At 51.9% G+C, this 6,635-nt stretch carries 3 protein-coding genes, 1 rRNA gene and 2 pseudogenes (1 of these 6 cut by a window edge); 5 read left to right on the plus strand and 1 reads right to left on the minus strand.

Annotated elements, in window-relative coordinates; all coding sequences use genetic code 11:
- The first annotated feature begins 330 nt into the window (after positions 1-330).
- Together AC1MEA_RS16980 and AC1MEA_RS16985 are read left to right on the plus strand one after the other, a co-directional pair.
- Positions 331-2,484, plus strand: a complete 2,154-nt coding sequence (locus tag AC1MEA_RS16980; RefSeq protein WP_480416863.1) for an AAA family ATPase — start codon at positions 331-333, stop codon at positions 2,482-2,484.
- 825 nt (positions 2,485-3,309) lie between these two features.
- Positions 3,310-3,794: pseudogene (locus AC1MEA_RS16985) on the plus strand (transposase); the annotation flags it as partial.
- Positions 3,795-3,824: 30 nt separating this feature from the next.
- Here the strand turns inward: AC1MEA_RS16985 and AC1MEA_RS16990 are convergent.
- A pseudogene (locus tag AC1MEA_RS16990) lies at positions 3,825-3,920 on the minus strand (transposase domain-containing protein); the annotation flags it as partial.
- A 1,108-nt stretch (positions 3,921-5,028) separates the two neighbouring features.
- On the opposite strand from AC1MEA_RS16990, the gene AC1MEA_RS16995 reads away from it, so the two are divergent.
- The 3 genes from AC1MEA_RS16995 to AC1MEA_RS17005 form a co-directional block, all read left to right on the plus strand.
- The gene (locus AC1MEA_RS16995; protein WP_480416864.1) at positions 5,029-5,358 is read left to right on the plus strand and encodes a hypothetical protein; all 330 of its coding nucleotides are present in this window, start codon (positions 5,029-5,031) and stop codon (positions 5,356-5,358) included.
- 157 nt (positions 5,359-5,515) lie between these two features.
- Positions 5,516-5,647, plus strand: coding sequence for a hypothetical protein (locus tag AC1MEA_RS17000; protein ID WP_480416865.1), 132 nt, complete (start codon positions 5,516-5,518; stop codon positions 5,645-5,647).
- 463 nt (positions 5,648-6,110) lie between these two features.
- A 16S ribosomal RNA gene (locus AC1MEA_RS17005) occupies positions 6,111-6,635 on the plus strand; it runs 1,014 nt beyond the window's last position.

The following is a 6,635-nucleotide window of genomic DNA, read 5'->3' on the forward strand; positions in this document are numbered from 1 at the left end:
GTTGTGCTTGGTGCTTTCATCGACCACACCTGGTGAATGGGAGCGCGTCACTAGGGGTTCTTACAATGGCGCAAGCGCATTGTGCGGTTAAGCGTGCCCGTGACATTTGACCCGATTCGCAAGCTTGCGAGCCGTCGGAGTAAATACACCCTTACGCGGCTCAAATTGGCAGCATTCTTCGGGCACGGGACGTATGCCTTGATCACGGGTTGTGGTGCTGCTGTTGAAACGGCATTAAAACGGACGGGCCCTCTGTGATTGCACTTTGCAATCACAGAGGGCGGGGATAGGATGAGTTGTGGAAACCCATATGTGCCAAGGACAGCCTAAGTGATCAACAATATTTCTCTTCGCAAAGTTTCTAGCTACTCGCCTGCGACCATCACGACGATTGGCCCCCTCAAGCGGGTTAACCTTTTCTACGGTCAAAATGGTACGGGTAAGACGACGATTGGTAACTACCTCCAGGCCCCTGGTGATGACTGCTACGGGTCGTGCGGCTTAGACCCCGTTGACTCTGAACGTGAACTGCTCGTTTATAACCAACTTTTTATGGAAAAAAATTTCCATAGCGCTGCGTCGCAACCCGGTGTTTTCACTTTAAATGAAACCAACATTGATGCCGAGGCTGCTCTCGCTGCAGCTGAAGCTGCCATCCAGACGCTGACACAAGAGCATGAGGCGGAGATCGCAGCGGGGAGTGCTATCAGGGCTGCCCATGAGAGCGCTCAAGACAAACATCGCGACCAAATATGGTTGCTGAAAAAACCGTTCGACACGACGTCATTGAAATATTGCTTCGCATCGTTAAACACCAAAGATAAGTTCCTAGAAAAAATCACTGCCATCACGCCCACCCTTACGACAGATACTCCCACGCAGTTGATGGCTGAGGCTTTAGAGCTTCAATCAGCGAGCGATGTTGAACTGACAGGTATCGCCGCGCTGAGCTTCCCAGAGGCCGATGTAGAAATTCATCATATTTTTCAGGAGGTTATTTCCGGGGCGGGTAACTCCTACCTGTCAGTATTAATTCAGGAGTTGGGTAACTCGGACTGGATCAAGCAGTCCCTCGCGTTTATCGATGGTGCCGACGGGCACTGCCCGCTGTGTCAGCAGAATATTTCCGAAAATTTTAAGCAAGAGGTGAGCAAGGTATTCGACAAGACGTACGAGCTTCGCATCGCTCAGTTGGGCCTACTAAAAACTCGGTATGAGAGTGGTATCGAGAGAGTTTTTCTTCAGTATTCGAAGCCCGAATACCAAGTGCCAGCGTTTCAGATCCTGTTGGCAAATCTCAAGTCTACTTTTGGGGCGAATTTGTTAGCAATCTCGAAAAAGATCGCGAGTCCATCTGTTTCCTTGGTGCTCGACTCAACGAGCGACACGTTGACGCAATTAAACCAACTGATAAAAAATGAGCAACAGAAAATTGATGTCTTTAACCTCAAGGTTAAAAACAAGAAGATACATCTAGAGAGAATCAGCGGTCGGTTCTGGAACTGCTTAAGTTGCGATTGCAACACCTTGATCAACGCAGCAGTTAAGAGCGACGCCAATTTTACTAAGAAGCGGAAAGAGAAGAACGATGCAGTGGTCGCGATTCGGGCAAGGCTTCAAGTCCAGCGTGACATCATTACGCAATCCAAAGCATCAGTAACCAACATTGAGCAATCGGTGGGGAATATCAATAACTGGCTGGGCGTTCTTGGCCTTATCGGATTTTCGCTGGTGAAGGAGGACGGAGCAGTTCCGCAATACCGTTTGCAGCGGCCGGATCAGACCGACGGGGTATTCAAGAGCCTCAGCGAAGGCGAGAAAACGCTCATATCGTTCCTTTACTTTCTTGAGGTGTGCAACGGAGAGCTCCACAACCAGGCCGGAAGGCTCAAAAGCGATCGCATCATTGTGATCGATGACCCGATTTCCAGCCTGTCACACAACTACATCTACGACATTGCCTCGCTGATAAAGCGTCAGGTGATCACCCCAAAGACGCGCTTTAAACAAGTGATGATCCTCACGCATAACCTGTTCTTTTTCCATGAGATGATCAAGGTGATGCAGGATGACAACGAAGAGGCAATGGGCCTTTTCAGAATCACCAAAGCCGTCCATAGCTCGGTGGTTACCATGGCTAAAACGGATGTGCAAAACGACTATCAATCGTTCTGGCAAACCATCAAGGATGCGATCGCCGGCCGAACGTCTCCCAACGTGATTCCTAACATGATGCGCAACATCCTGGAGTACTACTTCGCCTTCGTGCACAGCCAGGACAAGTTGCGCAAAGCGCTCACAGATCTGTCAGAAGCAAACCCCGAGTTTCGTGCTCTGTTTCGGTACGTGAATCGGGAGTCTCACTCGGACGCAATCAACGTCAACGACTTCGGAACCATCGATGCAACTCAGTACGTTGCACGGTTTCGCGAGGTATTCGTAAATACCGGGTACGGGCCTCATTTTGACAAGATGATGGCTTAGAACACGCCTGCAAGACTTCTCAGATTGTGCCTCCTGCCAGAACGGGAGGTACAAACGAGGTTCTGCTTAGCAGTGAGCGCTGACACTTGGGCATACGCCCGACGTTTCGCTCAACCAAATAAGTAATCAGAAACATTGGCGATGGCAGACTGGCAAATCGCAGCACCAACGATGATGGAAGAGCTATGTGCCGCGTATTTGATGAGTCTTCTGACTCGGCTACCCACCCAGCGGACAGGTGGGATTGGCCAGTTTCTGCCACTTCAGAGGGCGTTGACCTGATTCACGCAGGTAAGCTTCACGTAAGCTCACTTTTCTATAAGGGCTGAAACGATTCCCAACCGCTTAAGAATAGGCTTCTCAGGAGCAGTGAGCCCTGATAGCATCGCTAGCGCATCTACCCCAAGGGAACTCCTTCCTGCCTCGCACTCATTTGCTAGCTTTGCATATGGAATGTAAAGGCTATCAGCGGCCCGCTGAGATCAGATGGAGAATACGCCATGAATAATGGGAAAGTTGTACTGGTACGCCAGTATGAACGTTTCCGGCATGGGCAATGGGAGACCGTGTGCCAGCACACGCGCTCCCTTCCGCGTCGGTAATTGAACGTACCTTGGGGGTAGATGCACCTTCTCTCGCTTTTGCTGATTATTCCGGCTTATTTGGAATTGAATAGGGGGCCGAATTCGAAAGCGAACATTGCTTAGCTTGACCTTGCCCTTGAGAAACGTATCTCTTGCTAGGTGTCCCAATAGCCGCAAGGATACGACATGACTAAGCCCAACAGACCGGGTTGAATATACCCTAGAGTTCAAGCTTGAGGCCGTGCGTCTGGTTGATACTGGCCTGACGGTTGCTGCTGCCGCTCGTTCATTGGGTATGTCCGACCAAACGCTTTTCAACTGGGTCAAGGCTCATCTCCAAGGCCGGCTCACTGGCGCCGACATCAAGCCTGACACTCCCTAGCAGACGGAGATTAGTCGGCTGCGAGCCGAGCTGACGCGCGTCAAAATGGAGCGCGACATCCTGGAAAAGGCGACGGCGTACTTTGCAAAAGCATCTAGCTGCAGTACGCGCTCATCTTTACTCATCGGCGTCTCTGGACTATTGGCGTGCGTTGCCGGGTGCTGGGCGCCAGTGCTACCGGTTTTCACTGCCACCAAGCCCGCTGTGCAGCCAATTGTCCTCAACGAGGTGTCAGCGACATGGCATTGCTCGTGCATATCCGCGTCGCTTATGCCCGTAGCCGTGGCAGTTATGGCTGGCATCGGATCTGGCCGGGTTTGTTGGCCGACGGCGTTCGTTTCGGCGTATGCGTCCGGGCATCCCGTATTGCGTAACTAAACGGGTCGCCATTTATGCGGCAGCAACTCGGAAATCTCACTCGCCCGTTGCGTCGGTAGGCGCTTAAGGACGTCCTTCAGATATACCGCCGGGAGCCCACGCAAAGCGATTCTTCGAACGCGCCAGGCTCTCTCTCAGTACCCGCCCTTGTGGAGAACCTCGGATTGGCGCAAAGGAATCCAGATGGCCGCCGACAATCTACGCCGTCTCACGTCGGCCATCTGGAACCACTCGGGTGGGTAATTGGCTGGCATGGAGCACTCCTTTGCGTAAGTTATTTTTGCTCTGACGCAAGACTCGGGTAGAAAGATGGTTCGCGGGTTAATCATAGCGTGCTAGAGCTTTGCATAGGGAGGATTGACGTTAAATGAGAGGGTTGGGTGACTGGGGAAGATCAGGCAGCCTTTCCAGTCAGACAGTAAATAGAAGCCCTTCTACAGATCATAGATTCCTCCTCGAGAGGCTGGCCTCACACGACTATATTCCTTGAATCCTTGGATGAGGAGGGATTCAAAAGGCTGGCAAACAAAGATCGGAGTTTCACCATCGGTGTCACCGACGCAAATTTACGGTTAATCCGCTCCTTGAGGGTGAAAGGTTTTGTTGGCAAAAACAGTGAGACCAAAGGTCGGATAACTGTGAATGCCATGACCAGCGCGCTGAGGTGAGGTCTGGTTGATGGAGATGGCCAGGTCGGGTCTCAATCAGCTAAAACTTGGGACGGTCGAGGCCATTGTCCCTTCACTTCCAAGTATGCAGCTGGATGCACGCTTGGGGAGCGTTCGAGAGTTTCCTAAAAGGCCCGGATTTGTTATGGTTTAAGCGTAGTGAGAAGGGTTGAACGAGCCACTCAATTGGGAAATATGGGGGGTACCTTAGATAAGAGTTCGAATCCCATCGCCTCCGCCATATTTGTACCGAAAAGGCCCCGTATTCCGGGGCCTTTTTGCGTTCAGCGTTTTCTGTTTTCCCGCACGCGTTGCATTAGTGCTAACTCACCCGTTGTCCCTGGGCTGTAGCGCAGTCGCCGATGGGATCGCTCGACGTACGTGAAATTTCCGAGCAGGTGTCTGCGGCCAGTGGGGTGCCCCGTTCTCTTTGTCGATGTATCAACTCGTGAATTAGCTTGCCCTCAAACAGGCTGCTCACTGCCTGCCCAAGCCGGCCTGGTTCCGGAAAGACATTACAAGGATTCACGTTATGGAGCTGTCACTGGAAACGGTTGCCCTTTTCTCCCTTAAGCTGGCTTATGAGAAGGAGGGCGACAGTCCTATTTTGCGTCAGGACACGATAATGGGTGGCTATCAGAAAGACGAGTTCGGCTTGCTTGTGCGTAAAGGTGATATCGAAGCTGTCCAGCTTAAAATGGGCGAGTGTCTGAATTTGGCATTGAAAGCTTTGGGCGGCGCGGATACGCCGCTAGGGCGCGAGCTTCAAAAGCTGGCAGCATGTTTGAGTTGCGCCGAGACGATGGGCGCGCTTGATGCTTCGTTGGCCGCGCTCAAGGATTACTTAAAAGACGTTCAGTGATAAGCCGTTGTCCAGGGGGGGGGGGGGCGTGTGGCGCGAGGAGGCGTCTTGGCTCTGGCCGAGCGATCTCTTTCGTTCTTTCGGCAGGGATTAAAGAAGGCTATTTGCCGGGGCGCAGGCCCATCATCTGCGGCGGGAGTCGACTAGTACTCTTTATATGCCTGCAGAGCGCGTTTTGGAGATCGCTCCGGAATCGCAGGAAGGCCTGGCCATGCAGCGCCGCCGCATCCTCCGGCAGTTCAATCACCGCGGTGTGTTGCCCTTCGGCATGCAGGCTGCCTTGATGTAGGTATGTGCTTCATTATGATGCTTGTCAGGAAAACACTGCTGGGTGTGCCCGGTGGCGTGGAGGGTCTTTTGACGGCGTCATTCTATATGTTGTATCTGTGCAGAAAAAATTTGGAATGAGGGTTGACCTCTGATTTTAATGCTGTACTATTCGCCTCCCGCTAACGAGAGACGTGAAGTTGATCGAAGCGCAAGTGGTTGAAGTTGCAAAGGAAACTTTGAAACTTGTTAAAATAACCGCTTGACAGCAACAGGGGCTGCTGTAGAATGCGCGCCTCGGCTGAGACGAAAGATCTCAACCACCCGCTCTTTAACAATTGAATCAAGCAATTCGTGTGGGTGCTTGTGTTGTAAGACTGAAGTCAACTGATTATCAGCATCACAAGTTACTCCGCGAGAAATCAAAGATGTAACCAACGATTGCTGAGCTAAGTTTAGGGTTTTGTCAAAACCCAAAGATGTTTGAACTGAAGAGTTTGATCATGGCTCAGATTGAACGCTGGCGGCAGGCCTAACACATGCAAGTCGAGCGGCAGCACGGGTACTTGTACCTGGTGGCGAGCGGCGGACGGGTGAGTAATACCTAGGAATCTGCCTGGTAGTGGGGGATAACGTTCGGAAACGGACGCTAATACCGCATACGTCCTACGGGAGAAAGCAGGGGACCTTCGGGCCTTGCGCTATCAGATGAGCCTAGGTCGGATTAGCTAGTTGGTGAGGTAATGGCTCACCAAGGCTACGATCCGTAACTGGTCTGAGAGGATGATCAGTCACACTGGAACTGAGACACGGTCCAGACTCCTACGGGAGGCAGCAGTGGGGAATATTGGACAATGGGCGAAAGCCTGATCCAGCCATGCCGCGTGTGTGAAGAAGGTCTTCGGATTGTAAAGCACTTTAAGTTGGGAGGAAGGGCATTAACCTAATACGTTAGTGTTTTGACGTTACCGACAGAATAAGCACCGGCTAACTCTGTGCCAGCAGCCGCG

Source organism: Pseudomonas sp. ASL8 (genome assembly GCF_056680355.1).

What these genes read in the sequence shown, in the direction of transcription:
- AC1MEA_RS16995 (WP_480416864.1), top strand. Translation starts at nt 5,029, where the DNA reads ATGGAGCTGTCACTGGAAACGGTTGCCCTTTTCTCCCTTAAGCTGGCT.
- AC1MEA_RS17000 (WP_480416865.1), top strand. Translation starts at nt 5,516, where the DNA reads ATGCCTGCAGAGCGCGTTTTGGAGATCGCTCCGGAATCGCAGGAAGGC.